The organism is Acinetobacter pittii (genome assembly GCF_034064985.1).
Lineage (GTDB): Bacteria > Pseudomonadota > Gammaproteobacteria > Pseudomonadales > Moraxellaceae > Acinetobacter > Acinetobacter pittii_H.
The window spans coordinates 3,599,383-3,618,119 of record NZ_CP139249.1 but is presented as its reverse complement, the minus strand read 5'-3'; the positions used below and the strand labels follow the sequence as shown (position 1 = coordinate 3,618,119).

Below are 18,737 nucleotides of genomic sequence, written 5' to 3'. Positions count from 1 at the left end.
GTGAAATTTAACCTTATTTGGTAATTATTCTCATTTATATGTATACTAGAAAAAAAGGTTTAGGATCGGATGCGGTGCGTTTATCAGCTTTAAAAGTGAAGCAAGCGGCGACCATCACCAAAGTGAATCGGATAGAAGTAGAGTCCGAGCAGCAAGATTTGGTCGCAATTCGTTTGGAAAGTCTGGGCTTTGTACCGGGCACACGAGTGGAAGTGATTACCAAGGGTGTTTTTGGTGGTGATCCGATCTTGATCCAAATTGGCTTTACTCGCTTCGCTTTACGTAAAGCAGAAGCGGAAAAAATTGAAATTCAAGTAGAAGAAGGAGTACCCGCATGAGTGATGCGTTACGTATTGCCCTTGTGGGAAACCCAAACTGTGGTAAAACCTCTCTCTTTAACCATTTAACTGGCACTCGACAAAAAGTTGCAAACTATGCGGGCGTAACGGTCGAGCGTAAGGTTGGTCATTTTCAGTTACCTTCAGGTCGAGCAGTACGTGTGCTCGATTTACCAGGGACCTATAGCCTTAATGCGACCAGTCCTGATGAAGCCATTACCCGTGACGTTTGCTTGGGTAAAATTGCCGAAGAAGGTCAGCAAGATGCCTTTTTATGTGTGGTTGATGCCACTAACTTAAAATTGCATTTAGGCCTCGTACTCGAAATGATCGAGTTAGGCCGTCCGATTTTACTTGTACTGAATATGATGGATGAAGCGCGTCGTCGTGGCATCCAAATTAATACTCAAAAGCTATCCCAGCGTTTGGGCGTACCCGTTGTTGAAACAGTTGCTGTCCGTAATGCGGGTATTGAAAATTTATTACATGCTCTTGATCAAGAAAAATACAGTGTACCACAGACTGAACTCAGTGGTTTAACTGGGACTCATCATCAAAAAATCGATATGATTTTTAAAGATGTGGTTCATTATGTTGATCAGGGCGATAAGCGTACTGATTTTCTAGATCGCATTTTCTTACATCCGGTTTTAGGCCTACTTAGTCTTGCCCTCATGATGTTTATTGTGTTCCAAGCAGTTTTTGCGTGGGCAGCTCCATTCATGGATGGCATTGAAGGCTTCTTCGGTTGGCTAGGTGAAGTAATCGGAAGTGTGATTACCCAGCCCCTACTGCATAGTTTGGTTGTTGACGGAATTATCGCGGGCGCGGGTGGCGTAGTTGTGTTCTTGCCACAAATTTTGATTTTGTTCTTCTTTATTTTAGTACTCGAAGAATCAGGCTATTTACCGCGTGCAGCATTCTTGCTTGATAAATTAATGTTCCAAGCGGGCTTAAGTGGCCGTGCCTTTATTCCTTTACTTTCGAGCTTTGCTTGTGCAGTACCAGGAATTATGGCAACGCGTAGTATTAGTGACCCTCGTGATCGTTTTACGACCATTATGGTTGCGCCTTTAATGACCTGTTCGGCACGTTTACCTGTCTATGCTTTGCTGATTGCTGCCTTCATTCCAGAGAAAATGGTCTGGGGTATTTTTAACCTGCAAGGTTTAGTGCTTTTCGGTCTGTATATGGCTGGTATTGTGAGTGCGCTTTGTGTTTCATTTTTAATGAAATTCTTTCAAAAAGATAAGTCTCAACATGCTTTACTGCTAGAGCTACCAAGTTATCGTTTCCCTGATTTAAAAAGTGTGGGAATCGGTTTATTGGATCGTGCAAAGATCTTCTTGAAACGCGTCGGCGGAATCATTTTTGCGCTCTCTATTTTGCTCTGGTTCTTGTGTACTTTCCCGCAGCCACCAGAAGGGGCGACATTACCTGCCATAGATTATAGTTTTGCAGGGATGCTTGGGCATCTTATCCAGCCTTTATTTGCTCCAGTTGGTTTTAATTGGCAAATCTGTATCGCTTTAATCCCAGCTATGGCTGCTCGTGAAGTGGTTGTCGCGGCATTAGGTACAGTTTATGCCTTGTCTGCAACAGATGATGATGCTGTGGCACAAGGTTTATCACATCTGATTAGTGCAGACGGAACAGGTTGGTCTTTGGCAACAGGTTTATCGCTTTTAGTGTGGTTCATTTATGCTCCACATTGTTTGGCAACACTAGCAACGGTACGTCGCGAAACAGGTTCCTGGAAACATGTTGCAGCTATGACTGCATATCTGTTTGGTTTAGCTTATTTTGCATCGTTTGTTACCTATCAAATTGCTTCCCACTACTGGGGCTAAAGCAATAAAGGAGGTTGTATATGGTTCAATATCTAATTATTGCGGTTTTAGTAATTTGGAGTGCTGTAGTTGTTTTTAAGAAAGTATTTCCAAAAACAGCAAATTCAGTCTTTTCATCACTTTCTGCATTCTGTGAAAAGCAGGGTTGGGCAACTTTGGCAAAATGGCTTAAACCAAAAATGACCTTTGGTTGTGCTGGTGGGTGTGGCTGTTCAAGTGAAGATAAACCTACCAATACAGTTCAAGAAATTAAGCCGATTAAGTGGCAATAAATTTAGTATTTCTTGTTTCGTTTAAAAAGCCATCACATTGATGGCTTTTTTACGCACTGACACAAAAAAAGATGAATAAAGTTCAAACTGAAAAAGCATTCAAAACAGCAAAGTGCTAACATTTTTGCCATTCTGTCGATTGATAAATTGTGGGGCAAAAATGTTAATACAACGTGGTGGGTTAAAAGTTGTAGCAGGCTTGGGAATCTCAGGCGTTTCTGCTGTAAATTTCCTGCATGAACAAGGCTACCAAGTTGCAGTAACAGACTCTCGCCCCACGCCACCAGGACATGATCAGATTCCAGCTGGCGTTAAAACTAGTTTCGGTCAACTTGACCAAGAATTATTATTACAAGCAGAAGAAATTATTTTAAGCCCAGGCCTTGCACCACAATTACCAGAAATTCAGGCAGCTATTGCTAAAGGGATTTCGGTAGTAGGGGATATCCAATTATTACGCCGTGCAACCGATGTGCCTATAGTGGCGATCACTGGCTCTAATGCGAAAAGTACCGTAACGACTTTAATTGGCTTAATGGCTAAAGATGCGGGTAAGAAAGTTGCCGTGGGTGGCAATCTTGGACGTCCGGCTCTAGATTTATTAAAAGATCAACCTGAGTTAATTGTACTTGAGCTATCAAGTTTTCAGTTAGAAACCACGTCTCACTTAAATGCTGAAGTTGCTGTGGTTCTCAATATGAGTGAAGACCATTTAGATCGTCACGGCAATATGTTGGGTTACCATCAAGCAAAACACCGTATTTTCCAAGGTGTTAAAAAAGTAGTATTTAACCGTGATGATGCTTTAAGTCGTCCTCTCGTTCCAGATACCACACCAATGCAAAGCTTTGGTTTAAATGCACCAGATTTAAATCAATATGGTGTTTTAAGAGATGGCGATGGCACGCTTTGGCTTGCGCGTGGTTTACAGCGTTTAATTAAAAGCTCAGATTTATATATTCAAGGCATGCATAACGTAGCAAATGCTTTGGCTTGTCTCGCATTAGGTGAGGCAATAGGCTTGCCTATGGAATCTATGCTTGAAACATTAAAACAATTTAAAGGGTTAGAGCATCGCTGTGAATATGTAAAGACTGTGCATGATGTACGTTATTACAATGATTCTAAAGGTACTAACGTTGGCGCTACGCTTGCAGCGATTGATGGTTTAGGCGCTGCAATTGAGGTTAAAAAAGGTAAGGTTGCCTTGATTTTAGGTGGCCAAGGTAAAGGTCAGGATTTTGGTCCATTACGTTCTTCTATCGAAAAATATGCCAAAGTTGTGGTATTGATTGGTGAGGATGCACCTGTCATCGAACAAGCCATTCAAGGCGCAACCAAAATTTTACATGCAGCAACGCTTAAAGAAGCTGTAGAGCTGTGTCAACGTGAAACACAAGCTGAAGATGTGGTGTTGTTATCACCAGCATGTGCAAGTTTTGATATGTTTAAAAGTTATAATGACCGTGGTCAGCAGTTTGTTGCCTGTGTCAATTCGTTGGTTTAAAGAAAACATGATTAGGAATGTAGTATGGCAGGCTTAGCTCAGACCACAATCCAGAAAATCAATCATTGGTATGAACGGATATTGCCTAAATGGCCAGCGGAAGTGACGCCACGTAATGTCCTGATTTTCTGTGTCGTTGCATTGTTGTGTATCGGTTCAGTGATGGTTGCATCTGCTTCGATGCCCTATGCTGAGTATATGCATGAAAACCCGTTTCACTATGTGATTCGTCATGGTATTTCGATTGTCGCTGCAGCTGTGGTGGCATATTTGACCTATCGGATATCACTAAATACGTGGTTTAAAAATACCTTCCCGCTGTGGTTATTAACCATGGTTCTGTTGCTTGCTGCTTTGGTGGTGGGTTCGGAAGTCAACGGTTCTACACGTTGGATTAAGATTGGTGGCTTTACCTTGCAGCCAACCGAGGTTGCCAAAGTCATGATGGCAATCTTTACCGCAGACTACGTTGTGCGCCGTGCCAAAGAGGTTCGTACTCATTGGAAAGGCTTATTGCGTTTAAGTGGGGTAATGGCAATCACGGTCGGTTTAATTATTGCTGAGCCTGACTTGGGAGCAACGGTCGTTATTGTCATGATGATGGTTGGGGTGTTCTTTTTAGCGGGTGCGCCGCCAACTCAGTTCTTAATCATGCTTGGTGCGATTGTCACAGGTATTGTGTTTTTGATCTTATTTGAACCATACCGTTTCCAGCGTTTGATTTCGTTTACTGACCCATGGGCAGATCCATTAGGTGTAGGTTATCAGTTATCAAATGCATTAATGGCTTTTGGCCGTGGTGAATGGTTTGGTACAGGTTTAGGCCATAGCGTACAAAAACTATCTTATTTACCTGAAGCGCATACTGACTTTATGTTGGCAGTACTAGGTGAAGAGTTTGGTTTTGTGGGTATTTCTATTGTTATTGGCTTGTCTTTCTTGATGCTAGCATGTTGTATCAAAATTGGTCACCGTGCTTTGAAACATCATTACCTTCGTGCTGGCTATTTAGCTTACGGCATTAGTATTATTTTCTTGCTCCAGATTTTAGTAAATGCGGGCATGAATATGGGCTTAATGCCGACGAAAGGTTTGACTTTGCCATTCATTAGTTATGGTGGTACGTCTTTAATGATGTGTGCTGCGATGATTAGCTTAATCTTAAAGATTGATGCATCAACACAAGAAGTTAACCCAGAACGAGAAGAGCCAAACTTCTAATTGATTATTTAGAACTTTAGAAAAGCCCGATTTGATATCGGGCTTTTTTATTATTTATAGATATGTTCCGCTGAGCTCTTGCGCATGGGGAATCAAATCAACATTCCACTGTGCTACAGCCTGTTTGAGCATCGCTCTAGGCTGATCTAAATCAACGTTGGGTTGTCCCAAGGCGAGTATCGCTTTTTGGAGTAATTCAGGCGCTTGCGATAAATCGAGTGCTTGAGCAAGATTTTGTTTAGAGAGCTTTTGTCCTTGGTCATTCATTGCAAGGGGAAGGTGCATATAGCTTAGTTGAGGATAACCTAGAAGCTGGCTTAACCAGATCTGACGTTCAGTGTTATCTAATAAGTCTGCGCCTCGAACGACATGGGTAATACCTTGCAGATAATCATCCACGACGACCGCAAGTTGATAGTTAATAATTCCATCACGGCGCTTAAGAACAAAATCTCCAAGATCGTGTTGTAGATTGGAGCAATGACGTCCTTGTAATCGGTCATCAAAACAGATCTGCTGATCTTGAACTTTTACCCGAATCGCTTGACCTTGAAAATCAAGATTGAGATCGCGGCAAGTACCTGCATAGATTGCATTTGAACCAAGCATTTTGCGGGTACATTGACATGCATAGATAAGACCTTCTTTTTTGAGTTGGTCTAATACGCTTTCATAAATATCTAAACGATTTTTTTGAAAGATGATCTCTGCATCGGGTTCGAACTGGAAGGCTTCCAGTGATGTGAGAATATGCTCTTCACTGCCGGGATAAATGCGAGGGATATCTGTATCTTCGACACGAACGAACCATTTGCCTTGATGGGCTTTTGCATCGCAATAGCTGGCAACAGCAGTAATGAGTGATCCAAAATGCAAAGGGCCGGTTGGCGATGGCGCAAACCGACCTGAGTATGAGCAGCGATTAAGCGGAACATTGTTCCGCCGCTGCGCAAGAGAAAAGCTATGCTTTTCTGGCAGGCGATTTAACTGCTGCGCAAGAGCCGAGTTGTGCTCGGCTGGAGAATTATCAACAGTCACAATTAACCGTTATTTTGCTTCTCTTTGATTTCTGCCAAAGTTTTGCAATCAATACATAAAGTTGCAGTTGGACGTGCTTCTAAACGACGTAAGCCGATTTCAATACCACAAGTTTCACAGAAACCGTAGTCTTCATTCTTAATAGCTTCCATAGATTGTTCGATTTTACGAATTAACTTACGTTCACGGTCACGTGTACGTAATTCAATTGCAAATTCTTCTTCTTGGGTAGCACGGTCGTTTACATCTGGCAGTGCAGTTGATTCGTCTTGCATCGTATTTAAAGTACGATCAACTTCAGACATTAATTCAGCTTTCCATGCTTGCAGAATTTGTCGGAAATGCTCGAGCTGTCCTTCAGACATGTACTCTTCATTTTTCTTAGGTTGATAAGGTGCAATACCAAATAAACTTGCAGTTGTGCCTATGTCAGAAGTTTTAGGTTTCACTTTACGTGCACGTTTTGCAGAAGCTTTGTCACCTTCCACTACAACTTCTGTATGTTCATCCAAAACTTGGTTGTGGTTGTCATTCGCCATAATAGGGCATTCCTCATCATACACGTATTATCTATACGCAAAAAATATGGTGATATGCAAGTGTTTTTATAGAAAACCATCGATGGGATTTTCCCATCGGGTCGTCATCATATAGATTTTTCCTGCAAGATGATAGTCATTCCGACCCGTAAATATTTTCAAAACGTGTTTACCCCAGTCATAATTATATATAAGCATATAAGAAATAGGGCTAATAGCCTGAAATATCAGTATTTATATGCCCTTGAAAATTTTCAAGACGGAAGACTTCTGTTTCAAAACTACCATCGTTTTTTAGATGAATGTAACGGTAGCCGGGAGCATTTTGATCTAAAGCAAAATCATTGCTAAACGGTTTAAACTGCACACTTGTCGAGGGTGTAGAGAAAAATTCAACTCCTTGCCAAGTGTTTATTGAGTCTTGATGAACATGCCCGCAGACTAAAGCTTTTACATTTTTAAATGGAGCCAAGGTAGTAAGCAAGGCATTAGAATTTTGTAACTTGTGATGATCAATCCATTTTGACTTCATGGCAAAAGGGTGATGATGACAAGCTAGCAAAATCGGGTTGTCTGCAAACTCTTTAAGTAAAGCCGTTAAGCTGTCTAGCTGTTCTGCTGATAGATGCCCATCAATATGACCTTTTACCGCACTATTTAATAAAATAACCCGCCAGTTCCCTAAGCAAATAACTACAGGTTCCTGATGATTCTCTTTATGCAATGGGAAATGGTCAACATTGTCATGATTACCTAAGGTCTGAAAAAAGGGCAGCCCCAAGGTTTGCATATATTGAATATAACGGTTGTAGGTAATAGGCGTTGGTGCCTGAGCTAGGTCCCCAGTATGGATAATTGCATCAATTTCAGGATGTTTATTAAGTATCTGTTGAATAATGGCGTGAAAGCTTTCTTCAGGATTCATACCCACAAATTCTAAGTGCGGATACTCCAATAGGTGGGTATCGGTAATTTGTATAATGACATGGTCTTTTTGTGAAAGTGTTGAGACTTGAAAAGTCACCGTCCTACCTCTTCGGGTTTATTATCGTTTTGCTGTGTTGGGCCAGCCATTGTAATGCCATAATGACAGGAGCATTTCTTAAACGTCCGCTGTCGAGTAGAGTCTGGATTTCACTATAATTAAATAAGTGTAATTGAATATTTTCCCCCTCATCATCTACGCCAAATACACCCCCTTCAGTGGGTAATTCAGTTTCGGCAACATAGAGATGGAATAATTCTGAGCAAGCACCAGCTGACGGATAAAAGCTAAATAGATGCTCTAAATTTTGAACTTCGCAACCTGATTCTTCAAGGCTCTCTCGTCGAATACAACTTTCTGGTGATTCATCACCATCTAACACGCCTGCAATTATTTCCAGCTGCCATGGTGATTGAGGATCATCTAAAGCTCCAACACGGAACTGTTCAATCAGTGCAAACTGTTGTTTTTGATCGCTGTAGAGTAGTACACCAGCTGCTTCAGGCCGATGAACGAGTTCACGCTGTAATACATGAGTATATTCAGATTGATTAAATAGACGATGTCGAAGGCTGACTTTTTCAACTTGAATAAAACCACGGAATAGAGATTCACGTGATGTTACTTCGACATCTTTAGATGTATAACTTGGACGTTCAACAATACTCATGATTCGGTCAGGACGAAATCTATTTATTTCATCCTAACCGAGAATCAGGGCTAGGCAAGTGTTTTTTTTGAATATTTACACTTTATGATACAGTTTTTGACCTTGCTCCTGATAAACCTCTTTCATCGCTTTGAGGCCTTCTTCAACCTCTGAATCGTTATTGGTGAGGTTGTTGGCATAGTCGCGTACATTCTGAGTGATTTTCATTGAACAGAATTTTGGACCACACATTGAGCAGAAGTGTGCAGATTTATGAGCCTCTTTTGGTAAGGTTTCATCGTGCATACTACGTGCTGTATCAGGGTCCAAACTTAGATTGAACTGATCATCCCAACGGAACTCAAAACGTGCTTTTGATAAGGCATTATCACGTACCTGTGCACCCGGATGTCCTTTCGCAAGATCGGCGGCATGTGCTGCAAGCTTGTAGGTAATAATCCCGTCTTTAACATCTTTTTTGTTTGGTAGTCCTAAATGCTCTTTCGGTGTGACATAGCAAAGCATTGCTGTGCCGTACCAACCAATCATGGCTGCACCAATTGCAGAAGTAATGTGGTCATAACCCGGAGCGATATCTGTTGTTAATGGTCCAAGCGTATAGAATGGTGCTTCTTTACACACTTCTAGTTGAAGGTCCATGTTTTCTTTGATCATGTGCATTGGCACGTGACCAGGGCCTTCAATCATGACTTGAACATCATGTTCCCATGCACGGTGAGTCAGTTCGCCTAATGTTTTAAGTTCGCTGAACTGTGCTTCGTCATTTGCATCTTGGATACAACCCGGACGTAAGCCATCACCTAAGCTAAATGAAACGTCATAGGCTTTCATGATTTCACAGATTTCATCGAAATGAGTGTATAAGAAGTTTTCTTCATGATGCGCTAGACACCACTGCGCCATGATTGAACCACCACGCGACACAATACCTGTTAAACGGCTTGCTGTAAGTGGCACATAGCGAAGTAATACACCTGCGTGAATCGTGAAGTAGTCAACGCCTTGTTCAGCTTGTTCTATCAGCGTGTCTTTAAAGATTTCCCATGTTAGGTCTTCTGCAACACCATCCACTTTTTCAAGCGCTTGATAAATTGGTACGGTACCGATTGGAACAGGTGAGTTACGAATAATCCATTCACGTGTTTCATGAATGTTTTTACCTGTCGACAAATCCATAATAGTGTCGGCACCCCAACGAGTTGCCCATGTCATTTTCGCAACTTCTTCATCAATTGAAGAGCCAAGCGCTGAGTTACCAATATTGGCATTAATCTTAACCAAGAAATTACGGCCAATAATCATTGGCTCAAGTTCTGGGTGGTTAATATTGGCAGGAATGATCGCACGGCCTTCAGCAACTTCTTGGCGAACAAATTCCGGTGTAATTTCTTTTAAGTTTTTTGCACCAAAATTCTGACCAGCATGTTGACGCATATCAACACCTTCACGCTGGCGTTGATTTTCACGAATTGCAATGTATTCCATTTCAGGTGTGATAATACCTTGCTTGGCATAGTGCATTTGAGTGACATTTTTGCCTGCTTTAGCACGGCGCGGATTTTGAATATGGGCAAAACGAATGTCAGCGGTGCGAATGTCTTTTAAACGTTCCTGACCAAATTTTGAGGTCAAGCCAGAAAGTACGTCAGTATCGTTACGTTCTTCAATCCAGTTTTGGCGAACTGAAGGTAAACCTTTGTCTAAATCAATTTGAACATTTGGGTCGGTATAAACACCTGAAGTGTCATATACCATAACAGGAGGGTTATGTTCACCGCCAAGACCGGTAGGGGTGTCGGTTAAAGAAATTTCTCGCATTGGAACCTGAATGTCAGGGCGAGAGCCTTCAATATAAACTTTTTTAGAAGCGGGTAAGATGCGGGTTAAATCTTTTGCATCTTGTTCATGTTGTGCTGAAATTTCAGCAGAAGAAAGATTCGTTAACTGGTTCATCACATGATCCTTATGAATAACATCAACGAATCAAGCACGACCAAAAACGATGGCGGATTTATCTTTATGAGATAAATTTAAGGCTTAAGTTTTCAGATGGCTTGATTCCTACGCAGGTCTTAACCTGATCAGGTTCAACGGTACTTGTGATCAAACTTGTGTTGCGATAACACGGAATTTACACAATCTCAGCGAGCTATTACTCGCGCTCCGTCAAGCGATTTACAGACTAACATGTTTTAGGTTGGCTGGCATTGTCAATTTGTATCTATACAAACCGCATCCATATGGCAGTCACGATAGACTTCAGTGTTCCATGGGGAGTCTAATTTTAATAGCTGCTCGAGTTGTTCATGAGTCATCTGATAATTTGATTTTTTATCGCCATTCTTATCAGTTAAATCTATTTTAAATTGCTTATTGCGCTCCTCTACAGGCGTGGCAATAAACTTAAGAAATAGTTGAGCAGGTTTCGCTAAACTCGATTGGCTTTGTGTAGATAGAAACTGAATTTGTTGAAGCGCATCTTTATCAAACCATGTGTTTGGAGCATATTCATCTGATACAGGCGTATTATCGAGACCAAAGAAAATAAAATAGCGATATTCGTTAAAGAGTAGTTTTGCATCACTAATAAAATGGCTTTTTGGATACTTTTGAATAAACTTTTCCCAAAATAATGCACGTTCAGTGAGCTCTTTCCATGAAATAGCCAACGCACCATCGTTATAGAAAATATTTTGATTGTCTTTCGCCATACGAGTTAAAAACTCTTTTTGGTCCGCGGGTAAGGCTTTAGAAAAAACATCAACTAAATAGTTTGGCTGACGTCGATAGGTGAACATGCCTTCGCCTTGGTAGAGTAGTTCAATGTAGGCTTGGCCTTCATATTGAAGTAAATATTGATCACGCGGGCTCAGTTGGGCGAAGAGCTTTTTCTGACTTTGAATCACCTTTTTAAGGTCTTGTTGTTTATGTTCTAAAACAGCATAGCCAAAAGCTTCAAACGCTCTACCTGTTTTTTCAGTGTAGTCTTGTTTAATAAAACGTTGATACATGGCAGTTGATGCATCAATCAGCTTAAGCTGCTCATGATTTTTTAAAGAAGGAACATAGGTTTTAAGCTTTTCATTAATTTGATTTAAGTCTTCTATTTTGCTGTTTTGACTAATCGTGTGCATAGCTACCATAATTTGTAAGCAGCTACTGTCTTGTTTTTGAGTGGCCTTTTGCTCAGTGGGTTTTTGCTCTTTAGATACAGCCTGATCTTGCTCTGATGTTTTATTACATCCAGCTAAAAGTAGTGCACCGCACATACTCATTATTAGAACTTTTTTCATCATTGTACTTTTATAGAAATTAATATTGCTCAAATTATAACGCTTAAAAAGATTGCATCATTGTTAGAAATCTTTATTATTAGGTAGGTCGGTCTACTTAGTTAAAAAACTATGAATGATAAAACAGCAAGACAGAAAATTCTCGATGCAGCGGCAACCTTGTTTTATAACGATGGCATTACGGCAACAGGAATCAACACAGTTACGGCTAAAGCAGATGTTGCGAAGATGTCGCTTTATAATAATTTTTCTTCAAAAGGAGATCTTGTTGATGCCTACATTGCTGCACGCCATCAAGAGTGGCTTGATCTCTATCAAACACGTTTAGAAAAAACAAAAACAGCGAAACAAGCCATTTTAGCTGTGTTTGATGCCTATCAAGATCATGCGGAATTTGCCTATGAAAAAGGCTTTCGAGGTTGTGGGTTATTGAATGCTGCGGCTGAGTTTCCGGCCAATAGTACAGGGCGTAGTTCTGTAAGGCAGCATAAAGAAGAAGTGGAGGCTATTGTTGCTGAGCATTTAAAAAAATTAATCCCAGAGTCACAGCGCGTTAACTATGTAGCCACCCAGCTTTCTTTTCTTTTAGAGGGTTCTATGGCACGAGCAGGCTTAGAAGGAAACAGTCGTCAACTTCTATTAGCAAAACAAATGGCAGAAGACATTTTAAATAGAGAATGTCCACATGATTAGCCTCATTAAAAATAGTAGCTATGGAGGCACAATTGCAATTTTAGTTGCTTCTGTTTTGTGGGGAACAACAGGTACGGCGGCAGCATTTGCACCGACACTTGGCCCACTTGCTATTGGCGCTGTAGCGATGGGCGGTGGAGGCCTTTTACAAGCTTTGGTTGCATCACGAGCAATACGCGAAAACCGCCAGTTTATAAGGGAAAATCTTTCAATACTGCTTTTAGGCATAGCGGCGGTGGGTATTTATCCCTTGGCTTTTTATTCTTCAATGTATTATGCAGGCATTACGATTGGCACCGTGGTTTCAATTGGTACTGCTCCACTAATCGCAGCAATTTTAGAGCGATTCTTTGATCGCAAAGCTTTATCTACTATTTGGTTTCTAAGTTTCTTGTGCGGTGTGCTTGGGGTAAGTATGTTATCGATGGGGGAAAGTCATGCGGTTCAAGAGAGTACAAATCAATGGAATAAATACTTCGGTATTTTTCTTGGGCTGGTCGCTGCTACAACTTATTCGCTTTATTCATGGGCCGCAAAAAGATTAATAGATCGGGGTGTTGCTGCTAAAGCTGCAATGGGTATGATTATGGGCGGTGGAGCGGTTATTTTACTGCCTACTTTGTTGATTACAGGTGGAGGGTTACTACAAAGCTCAACCAATCTACTTGTGGCCGGTTATATGATGCTAATTCCTATGTTTTTAGGTTATTTGCTTTTTGGATTTGGTCTAAAAACAGTAAATGCCAGCAAAGCGACGACCCTAACTTTATTCGAACCCTTAGTCGCTGCGATTTTTGCGATTGTTTTGGTGGGTGAGCATGTTTCATGGGTAGGTTGGATAGGCATGTTTTTGATTTTTATTTGTATTTTAATATTGTCAAAAACTAAGAACGCTTAAAAAACTAAAACTTTTAATGGCTTGAGTTTGATTTGAATTTTTCTTAGTCTTAAGGACAAGTTTTATCGTTGATTTAAACAATGAAAATAAAATTAATGGTCGCTGTTGGCCTTTGGAGTTTTGCATCTTCGAGTTTTGCTCTAGATTTGGTTGAAGCTTATGAGCGCGCAAAACAAAATGACCCGACGTGGCAAGCCAATCAACAACAATATGAAGCAGATCAACTGAACTTAGGCTTAGCAACGGGAGCGTTATTACCTACTGTCACATTGTCTGGAAACATTACCCGTAATCGACAAACTGTAAAGCGTTCAAACTTTCCAGGTGTTGATCAAGAAGGGCTTTCTGATGCTTTAGTGAGTAATACCTCAACGACTCGGCAAGCGACCTTAACAGCACGTCAGCCATTATTTCGAATGGATGCTTGGGAAGGTTATAAGCAAGTTAAAACTTCGGTTGCCTTAAGTGAAATTACCTTAAGACTGCAAAAACAAGATCATGTTTTAAATGTGGCAGAAGCCTATTTTAATGTGTTGCGTCAGCAGGCACTTAGTGTTGCATACTTACAAGAAGAAAAGGCTTTGCTTGAACAGCTCAATATGATGAATGCCAAACTCAAAGAAGGGTTGGTGGCACGTAGTGATGTGAGTGAAGCAAATGCTCAATATCAAAATGCCAGAGCCAATCATATTTCAACCAATGTTCAATTACTATTGGCCCAAGAGCAGCTTTCTGAATATATTGGTTCTTATCAAGATAAACTCGCTGTACTGCGCAGTGATTTTAGTTTTCAAAAGCCTTATCCGGCAGAACTTAATGACTGGCTTTCTTTGGCTCAGCAAAAAAACTTAAAGATCCAGCAAGCCCGTTTACAGCAAAAATATAGTGAAGATCAGCGCCGTGTCGAAAAAGCAGCGCTTTATCCTCAAATAGATGCTGTAGCAAGTTATGGCTATACTAAACAAACACCAGAGACACTCATTTCGACTGACGGAAAATTTGATCAGGTCGGGGTAGAAATGAACTGGAATTTATTTAATGGTGGACGGACCCGAACATCAATAAAAAAGGCGACTGTAGAAGCCAGTAAAGCGCAGGCACAACTTGATGCAGCCATCCGCCGTGCCAATGTCGATGTGAAAAGTGCCTTTATGCAGGTCGACACAGATCAAGCCAAACTTGAAGCAAGAAAGGCTGCAATGGATTCATCTTCTTTAGTTTCTCAAGCTTCAAAAGCGAGTTATAACGAAGGCTTAAAAAGTATGGTTGATGTTTTATTGGCGCAGCGTAATGCTTTTTCTGCAAAACAGGATTATCTTAATGCTCAGTATGACTATTTATTGAATGTGCTTCGTTTAAAAGCTGCGGTAGGCCAGTTAGGTGAAAAAGATCTGGTTGAGCTTAATAGCTGGTTAACTTATCAGTAATTAAATGCTTTTATCTGAAATTTAATTTTGTCATAAAAACTTAATGATTGATGTGTTTTAATGCTCAATCATTTTATTCCTGCGCCATCATGTTGGAGGCTTCCCTTGAGTCCGAGTAATCCGGTGTTAAGCCATCATATTTCTTCTCAATTTAATGAAGATTTGCAAGATGTAAACACAAAGTTTATGACCATGGGTGGCTTGGTCGAACAGCAGGTTGCAAATGCAATTCATTCTTTACTTGATACAGACGCAAATTTAGCGATTGATGTTCAATTTAAAGATAATGCCGTCAACCAATATGAACGTGATATTGATGAAGGACTGACGCTAATTTTAGCACGTCGTCATCCAGCAGCGATTGACTTACGTATGGTTATTGCCATGAGTAAAGCCAATACTGACCTTGAACGTATTGGTGATGAAGCAGCGAAAATTGCCCGTATTGCACAAAACCTGTGTGAAGAGGGCGGTTCACCGCGTGGCTACATGGAAACACGTCATATTGGTAATCAAGTTCGTGTCATGATTCATGATGCACTTGATGCTTTTGCGCGTTTAGATGCAGATCAAGCTTTACGTGTACTTTTAGCTGATGCTGATATCGACCGTGAATATCAATCAGCAACACGTACATTAATGACCTATATGATTGAAGACCCGCGCCATATTGCTCGTGTGATTAATGTCATGTGGGTTTTACGTTCATTAGAGCGTATTGGCGATCATGCGCGTAACATTGCTGAGCAAGTGATTTATATGGCAAAAGGGTTTGATGCTCGTCATACCAAAATTGAAGAAATTGAAGCCAAAGTCCACGAAAAGTAATTTTGAGCTGAAATATTTAAAGGCCTTGTTTAAAACAAGGCTTTTTTATTTTTAAAATAATAGATAAAAAAATGTCCCGAACTTTGGGGGGAAGTTCAGGACAGAAAATCAAGTGCATAAACACGACAGGGATCGTGTTCTTCTTGCTATAGAGTGATATTAAGTTCTTCGCTTTTTGATGTCATGTAGAGTCCTGTGCGCTCTATGTAAGGCTTTTTATGTTTGTGTAAGTTTCACGTAAAAAAAGGCGGATCTATGTATATAGACCCGCCTTTTTAATGATGAGTAAGCTAAAACAAACCGATTATTCTGGTTTCCAGCCTTCAGCTTTTTCTACGCTTTCATCATTATTGAAGAATTTCTCACGTTGTTCTTCCAGAAACTTTTTAGCTTCTGGTTCAAACACGTTTAAACGCTTTTCATTAATGAGCGTAGTTTGATGCTGTAACCATTCTTGCCATGCTTGTTTAGAAACATTTTCAAAAAAATCTTGGCCTTTAGCACCTGGGAAAGGAGCGAAGTCTAAACCTTCCATTTCCTTTTGATATTTACGGCAAAATACTTGGCGACTCATGTTTTATCCTTAAGCGTATAACTGTTCTAAACGTATATGGGCACGCGCAATTGCAGCTTCAACCTGTTTTGGAGAAGTTCCACCAATATGATCGCGAGCATTTACAGAAGCTTCTAGAGTTAAAGCTTTATCAAACACATCTGCTGTAATTAAGTCAGAGAATTGCTGTAATTGCTCAAGTGTGAGTTCAGATAAATCTTTTTCTTCCGCAACACCTAATGCAACAGCTTTACCCACAATCTCATGCGCATCACGGAACGCAACGCCTTTTTTCACTAAGTAGTCAGCAAGGTCAGTTGCAGTCGAGAATCCACGAAGTGCAGCTTCACGCATGATTTCAATATTTGGAACCAATGCAGGAATCATGTCTGCAAATGCCATCAGTGAACCACGAACCGTATCGATTGCATCAAATAATGGTTCTTTGTCTTCTTGGTTGTCTTTGTTGTATGCCAATGGTTGACCTTTCATGAGCGTAAGTAAGCTAATTAAGTCACCAAATACACGGCCAGATTTACCACGGATAAGTTCTGGAACATCTGGGTTTTTCTTCTGTGGCATGATTGAAGAACCAGTACAGAAGCGGTCAGGAATATTCACAAATTTGAACTGTGCAGAAGTCCAAAGAATGAGCTCTTCTGACATACGTGATAAATGCATCATAATAAGTGCAGCAGCTGCATTAAATTCGATAGCAAAATCACGGTCAGATACAGCATCAAGCGAGTTTTCAGATACAGCTTCAAAACCTAAAAGTTCTGCTGTATAAGCACGGTCAATCGGATAAGTTGTACCAGCAAGCGCGGCAGATCCAAGTGGCATACGGTTAACACGTTTACGGCAGTCTTGAAGACGTTCAGTGTCACGCACTAACATTTCAAACCATGCTAACAAGTGATGACCAAAAGTTACTGGTTGAGCTGTTTGTAGGTGTGTAAAGCCTGGCATAATTGTATTTACATTTTTGGCAGCCAAGCCTAACAAGCCTTTTTGTAAACGTTCTAATAATTTTAATATATCATCAATTTCGTCGCGCAGGTAAAGACGAATATCAGTAGCAACCTGATCGTTACGGCTACGGCCTGTGTGTAATTTTTTACCTGTAATGCCAATACGTTGAGTCAAACGTGATTCAATGTTCATGTGAACATCTTCAAGATCGATGCGCCACTCAAAGTTTCCAGCCTCAATTTCTGAGCGAATGGTGCTTAAACCTTCAATAATGTCATCGCGTTCTGCTTCTGTCAGTACGCCAACTTTCGCAAGCATGGTAGCATGCGCAATCGAACCAGCGATGTCTTGTTTATAAAAACGTTGGTCAAACTGAACAGAGGCGGTAAATTCGGCTACAAAAGCGTCCGTCGCTTCAGAAAAACGACCACCCCACATACCTGAGGTTTGGTCTGGGGTTACTGAATTAGGGGGATTTGAAGATGTGGTCATGGTGGCTCAGTAAAATAAAAAAGAGTATATCACTTGCCGAAGCTCAACAAACAAAGTTGTTTCCTACAGCATACCGAAATCAAAATTCCTCCTATTTTTTTACGAAAAGCGGGCGTTGGCAACACTTATTCGAATTAATTATCGCAAGTAATGTTTTGGCATTGGTTCTGGCATTGGCTGAAGCACAGTCTTGGCAAGCCTTAAGCGGGGGAAGGCTTTTTCAATACATCGTTTTTATTAACTGGGTAATATTGTCGTTTTTTGCATTGGTTGAACGCTTTCAAGGTTTTTTTAGCAGCTTACGTCAAGAATTTGCTTTGGCTATTGGTTTTGTCATGCTGCAAAGTATTGTTGTTTTGACCACCTTAGTGAGTAATTTTTTTCAGTTTGGTCTTTTAAATAAACATGCTTCTTTAACACAGGGCTGGAGTGTTTATTTTACCAATGTACCTTTATATCTAAGCTATGGAATATTACTCGGGGCTTTCTGCTTACGTTATTTATATGTCAGGGAGCAGTGGCTGCATCAACAATATGCAGAATTAAATGCTCGTATTCAGGCCATGCAAGCGAGAATTCACCCTCACTTTTTATTTAATAGTCTAAATAATGTGGTGAGTTTAATTGCGATAGATCCAGATAAAGCAGAAAGTATGCTCATTAGCCTATCGCGTTTATTTCGAGCGAGTTTCCAAGAATTAAAGTTGGTGAGTTTGCATGAAGAAATTGAGCTCAGTAAACAATATTTAATGATTGAGCAGGTGCGTTTGGGGGAGCGTTTAAAAGTAGATTGGAAAATTGAGCTTTCACCTGTGCAATTAAAACAGGTCACTATTCCTTTATTGACATTACAGCCTTTGTTAGAGAATAGTATTTTTCATGGGGTAGAACCAATGATGGGTAAAGCAACCATAGGGGTATTGGTTGAAATATTGCAAAATCAAGTCAGTATAGTCATTACCAACCCATATACAGACGATACAATAAATTCACGGAAAGGGCATGGAATCGCCCTTGAAAATGTAAAACAACGCCTGAAAGCATATTATGGGAACACCGTTAGATTTCAGGTTTATAAAGGTGAAGCCTTATATACCACTATTATGAGCTATCAATATCAAACAAAATAATAAGTCAGTCAGAGTTAACCATAAAAAAATG

Annotated in this window: 18 protein-coding genes and 1 riboswitch; of the genes, 10 read left to right on the top strand and 8 right to left on the bottom strand. The window is 40.5% G+C overall.

Translation table 11 applies throughout. The features are described from left to right. Nucleotides 1-74: 74 nt before the first annotated feature. The 5 genes from feoA (at nt 75) to ftsW (ending at nt 5,188) form a co-directional block, all read left to right on the top strand. Entirely contained in the window at nt 75-338 is a 264-nt protein-coding gene (gene feoA / locus SOI76_RS17325; RefSeq protein WP_001991212.1) for a FeoA family protein, read from the top strand. Further along, complete coding sequence (gene feoB, locus SOI76_RS17320; RefSeq protein WP_104080713.1) at nt 335-2,188, top strand: ferrous iron transporter B; 1,854 nt, start codon at nt 335-337, stop codon at nt 2,186-2,188. Before feoA ends, feoB begins: the two co-directional genes overlap by 4 nt. Nucleotides 2,189-2,208: 20 nt before the next feature. Beyond that, nucleotides 2,209-2,460 (top strand): DUF6587 family protein, encoded by a 252-nt coding sequence (locus SOI76_RS17315; protein WP_032006841.1) that lies wholly within the window; start codon nt 2,209-2,211, stop codon nt 2,458-2,460. A gap of 160 nt (nt 2,461-2,620) precedes the next feature. Continuing rightward, on the top strand, nt 2,621-3,967 hold the full coding sequence (gene murD, locus SOI76_RS17310) for a UDP-N-acetylmuramoyl-L-alanine--D-glutamate ligase (protein ID WP_104080714.1): 1,347 nt from the start codon (nt 2,621-2,623) through the stop codon (nt 3,965-3,967). A gap of 24 nt (nt 3,968-3,991) precedes the next feature. Then, nucleotides 3,992-5,188, top strand: coding sequence for a putative lipid II flippase FtsW (gene ftsW / locus SOI76_RS17305; protein ID WP_104080715.1), 1,197 nt, complete (start codon nt 3,992-3,994; stop codon nt 5,186-5,188). A gap of 54 nt (nt 5,189-5,242) precedes the next feature. Here the strand turns inward: ftsW and gluQRS are convergent, their stop codons facing one another. From gluQRS to SOI76_RS17275, 6 genes are all read right to left on the bottom strand, one after another. Further along, on the bottom strand, nt 5,243-6,226 hold the full coding sequence (gene gluQRS / locus SOI76_RS17300; protein ID WP_104080716.1) for a tRNA glutamyl-Q(34) synthetase GluQRS: 984 nt from the start codon (nt 6,224-6,226) through the stop codon (nt 5,243-5,245). A gap of 2 nt (nt 6,227-6,228) precedes the next feature. Further along, a complete protein-coding gene (gene dksA, locus SOI76_RS17295) occupies nt 6,229-6,765 on the bottom strand; it encodes an RNA polymerase-binding protein DksA (protein ID WP_002121205.1) in 537 nt (178 codons plus the stop codon). A 211-nt stretch (nt 6,766-6,976) separates the two neighbouring features. Continuing rightward, a complete protein-coding gene (cpdA, locus tag SOI76_RS17290; RefSeq protein ID WP_104080717.1) occupies nt 6,977-7,789 on the bottom strand; it encodes a 3',5'-cyclic-AMP phosphodiesterase in 813 nt (270 codons plus the stop codon). A 4-nt stretch (nt 7,790-7,793) separates the two neighbouring features. After that, nucleotides 7,794-8,420, bottom strand: a complete 627-nt coding sequence (aspP, locus tag SOI76_RS17285) for an NUDIX domain-containing protein (protein WP_057076011.1) — start codon at nt 8,418-8,420, stop codon at nt 7,794-7,796. 75 nt (nt 8,421-8,495) lie between these two features. After that, nucleotides 8,496-10,373, bottom strand: a complete 1,878-nt coding sequence (gene thiC / locus SOI76_RS17280) for a phosphomethylpyrimidine synthase ThiC (RefSeq protein ID WP_104080718.1) — start codon at nt 10,371-10,373, stop codon at nt 8,496-8,498. Nucleotides 10,374-10,461: 88 nt separating this feature from the next. Beyond that, nucleotides 10,462-10,596: riboswitch (TPP riboswitch) on the bottom strand. A 34-nt stretch (nt 10,597-10,630) separates the two neighbouring features. Next, the gene (locus tag SOI76_RS17275; protein ID WP_205668482.1) at nt 10,631-11,716 is read right to left on the bottom strand and encodes a hypothetical protein; all 1,086 of its coding nucleotides are present in this window, start codon (nt 11,714-11,716) and stop codon (nt 10,631-10,633) included. Between the two features lie 108 nt (nt 11,717-11,824). Between SOI76_RS17275 and SOI76_RS17270 the strand changes: the two genes are divergently transcribed. The 4 genes from SOI76_RS17270 (at nt 11,825) to phoU (ending at nt 15,559) form a co-directional block, all read left to right on the top strand. Then, entirely contained in the window at nt 11,825-12,406 is a 582-nt protein-coding gene (locus tag SOI76_RS17270; RefSeq protein ID WP_104080720.1) for a TetR/AcrR family transcriptional regulator, read from the top strand. Further along, entirely contained in the window at nt 12,399-13,304 is a 906-nt protein-coding gene (ywfM, locus tag SOI76_RS17265) for a DMT family transporter (RefSeq protein ID WP_104080721.1), read from the top strand. Before SOI76_RS17270 ends, ywfM begins: the two co-directional genes overlap by 8 nt. Before the next feature lie 95 nt (nt 13,305-13,399). Then, nucleotides 13,400-14,731 carry a TolC family outer membrane protein gene (locus SOI76_RS17255; protein ID WP_104080722.1) on the top strand — a complete coding sequence of 444 codons (1,332 nt, stop codon included), beginning with the start codon at nt 13,400-13,402 and terminating at the stop codon, nt 14,729-14,731. 105 nt (nt 14,732-14,836) lie between these two features. Beyond that, on the top strand, nt 14,837-15,559 hold the full coding sequence (gene phoU / locus SOI76_RS17250; protein WP_000075183.1) for a phosphate signaling complex protein PhoU: 723 nt from the start codon (nt 14,837-14,839) through the stop codon (nt 15,557-15,559). 304 nt (nt 15,560-15,863) lie between these two features. Here the strand turns inward: phoU and SOI76_RS17245 are convergent, their stop codons facing one another. Next, on the bottom strand, nt 15,864-16,133 hold the full coding sequence (locus SOI76_RS17245) for an oxidative damage protection protein (protein ID WP_000089995.1): 270 nt from the start codon (nt 16,131-16,133) through the stop codon (nt 15,864-15,866). Nucleotides 16,134-16,142: 9 nt separating this feature from the next. After that, nucleotides 16,143-17,576, bottom strand: coding sequence for an argininosuccinate lyase (argH, locus tag SOI76_RS17240; protein ID WP_104080723.1), 1,434 nt, complete (start codon nt 17,574-17,576; stop codon nt 16,143-16,145). Between argH and SOI76_RS17235 the strand changes: the two genes are divergently transcribed. Then, a complete protein-coding gene (locus SOI76_RS17235) occupies nt 17,567-18,706 on the top strand; it encodes a sensor histidine kinase (protein ID WP_104080724.1) in 1,140 nt (379 codons plus the stop codon). The genes argH and SOI76_RS17235 overlap by 10 nt on opposite strands. The last annotated feature ends 31 nt before the right edge of the window (nt 18,707-18,737 follow it).

Bases quoted from the DNA above. Each gene is read 5' to 3' on its own strand.
- feoB (WP_104080713.1), top strand. From the start codon at position 335: ATGAGTGATGCGTTACGTATTGCCCTTGTGGGAAACCCAAACTGTGGT.
- SOI76_RS17315 (WP_032006841.1), top strand. From the start codon at position 2,209: ATGGTTCAATATCTAATTATTGCGGTTTTAGTAATTTGGAGTGCTGTA.
- murD (WP_104080714.1), top strand. From the start codon at position 2,621: ATGTTAATACAACGTGGTGGGTTAAAAGTTGTAGCAGGCTTGGGAATC.
- ftsW (WP_104080715.1), top strand. From the start codon at position 3,992: ATGGCAGGCTTAGCTCAGACCACAATCCAGAAAATCAATCATTGGTAT.
- dksA (WP_002121205.1), bottom strand. From the start codon at position 6,765: ATGGCGAATGACAACCACAACCAAGTTTTGGATGAACATACAGAAGTT.
- aspP (WP_057076011.1), bottom strand. From the start codon at position 8,420: ATGAGTATTGTTGAACGTCCAAGTTATACATCTAAAGATGTCGAAGTA.
- thiC (WP_104080718.1), bottom strand. From the start codon at position 10,373: ATGAACCAGTTAACGAATCTTTCTTCTGCTGAAATTTCAGCACAACAT.
- SOI76_RS17275 (WP_205668482.1), bottom strand. From the start codon at position 11,716: ATGATGAAAAAAGTTCTAATAATGAGTATGTGCGGTGCACTACTTTTA.
- SOI76_RS17270 (WP_104080720.1), top strand. From the start codon at position 11,825: ATGAATGATAAAACAGCAAGACAGAAAATTCTCGATGCAGCGGCAACC.
- ywfM (WP_104080721.1), top strand. From the start codon at position 12,399: ATGATTAGCCTCATTAAAAATAGTAGCTATGGAGGCACAATTGCAATT.
- SOI76_RS17255 (WP_104080722.1), top strand. From the start codon at position 13,400: ATGGTCGCTGTTGGCCTTTGGAGTTTTGCATCTTCGAGTTTTGCTCTA.
- SOI76_RS17245 (WP_000089995.1), bottom strand. From the start codon at position 16,133: ATGAGTCGCCAAGTATTTTGCCGTAAATATCAAAAGGAAATGGAAGGT.
- SOI76_RS17235 (WP_104080724.1), top strand. From the start codon at position 17,567: ATGTGGTCATGGTGGCTCAGTAAAATAAAAAAGAGTATATCACTTGCC.
- argH (WP_104080723.1), bottom strand. From the start codon at position 17,576: ATGACCACATCTTCAAATCCCCCTAATTCAGTAACCCCAGACCAAACC.